Below are 1,692 nucleotides of genomic sequence, written 5' to 3'. Positions count from 1 at the left end.
GGTGGAGCCCGCGGGGGTGGCCGGGGTGCCGTTCTTCTCGCTCACGCGTCGATTATGGCTCCGGCGTTGCCGCGGGTTCCTTTCGGGATCCGTACGTGCTCCCTACGGGGTTCGGCGAACCGGGGCCCGGGTCTGGATCGAGGTCGGTCCGAGGCCCGGAACCCGGTCCGGAGTCCGGGTCAGAAAGAGCAGCGTGGGCGGACGTAGCCGTCGCTGCCGGTGTTTACGTAGGCGTCCGAGACGAACTCGCCGTCGTCGATGTTGTCCCAGATGTTCGAGGTGCCGTACGGACCGGCCACGTATGTGCCCGGGGTCTGGCAGAAGATCTGGATCTGGGCGCCCTCGGGGAGGACGCGGACGATGGCGTAGTTGGTGCCGGGGCCGCGGCGGACGTTCAGGCGGACGCCCGGGGCGACCGAGTAGTAGCGCAGTGCCGAGGCGCTCGCGGTGGCCGTCATGGTCGTCACGGCTTCTTCCGTGCCTGTGTCCCCGACTTCTTCGGTTCTTTCGACACCTTCGACGCGATCTGTGGACATGGCGATTCCTCCCCCGTTGATCCCCATGACTGCCATGGGGTCCCGTTGATTCCCCCAAATCACGCCACGCACACATGTGCGTGTTGGGAACAGGGAGGCTAGCAAGTCGCCTCTGTCTCGTACGAGTCATCGACTAGGCTCCGTGCGTCGCGCGAGCGGACGAACAGCACGGGGGTGGTCCCATGGCGCCACAGCAGAACGCCGGAGCGGGCGCGGAAGCGGAACTTCCCGAGTACGCCGGTCACTACCGCCTGGAGTCGCGCCTGGGGTCCGGCGGCATGGGCATCGTCCATCTGGCCCGGAGCACGTCGGGCATGCAGCTCGCGGTGAAGGTCGTACATGCCGAGTTCGCCAGGGATCCCGAGTTCAGGGGGCGTTTTCGGCAGGAGGTGGGGGCGGCCAGGAAGGTCAGCGGGGCCTTCACCGCGCCGGTCGTCGATGCCGATCCCGAGGACGAACGGCCCTGGATGGCCACGCTGTTCATTCCCGGTCCGACACTCTCCGACCATGTGAAGCGGAACGGGCCGATGGAGCCCGCGCAGTTGCGGCGGCTGATGGCAGGCCTGGCGGAGGCGCTGCGCGACATCCACCGGGTCGGCGTGGTGCACCGGGACCTGAAGCCGAGCAATGTCCTGCTCGCCGACGACGGGCCGAAGGTCATCGACTTCGGCATCTCTCGGCCAAAGGACAGCGAACTGCGCACCGAGACCGGGAAGCTGATCGGTACGCCGCCGTTCATGGCGCCCGAGCAGTTCCGGCGACCGCGCGAGGTCGGTCCCGCCGCCGACGTCTTCGCGCTCGGGTCCGTGATGGTGCACGCGGCGACGGGGCGTGGGCCGTTCGACTCGGACAGTCCGTATGTCGTCGCCTACCAGGTCGTCCATGACGAGCCGGACCTGACCGACGTACCCGCGAATCTCGCCCCGCTCATCGCGCGCTGTCTCGCCAAGGAGCCCGAGGACCGGCCCACGCCCGACGAGTTGATGCGGGAACTGCGGTCGGTGGCGGCGTCGTACGACACGCAGGCGTTCATACCGGCGCAGCGGAGCACCCAGGAGGCGGCCGATCCCGGGGGTGACCCGGGTGACCCGGGTGACCTGGAGGTCGAGCCGGACGTCGGGTCGGAGGTCGAGCCGGGGGCCAGGTCGAGGGTTGG

General features: G+C 68.8%; 2 protein-coding genes. One reads left to right on the top strand and one right to left on the bottom strand.

Features of this window, described 5'->3' with window-relative positions:
* Positions 1-179: 179 nt before the first annotated feature.
* A complete protein-coding gene (locus L0P92_RS44260) occupies positions 180-536 on the bottom strand; it encodes an SH3 domain-containing protein (RefSeq protein WP_234768785.1) in 357 nt (118 codons plus the stop codon).
* Between the two features lie 182 nt (positions 537-718).
* Between L0P92_RS44260 and L0P92_RS44255 the strand changes: the two genes are divergently transcribed.
* On the top strand, positions 719-1,692 hold a 974-nt coding region (locus L0P92_RS44255; RefSeq protein ID WP_234768784.1), incomplete at its 3' end, for a serine/threonine-protein kinase.

Source organism: Streptomyces muensis, assembly GCF_021474425.1.
Lineage (GTDB): Bacteria > Actinomycetota > Actinomycetes > Streptomycetales > Streptomycetaceae > Streptomyces > Streptomyces muensis.
This window is presented reverse-complemented; position numbering and strand designations above follow the sequence as displayed.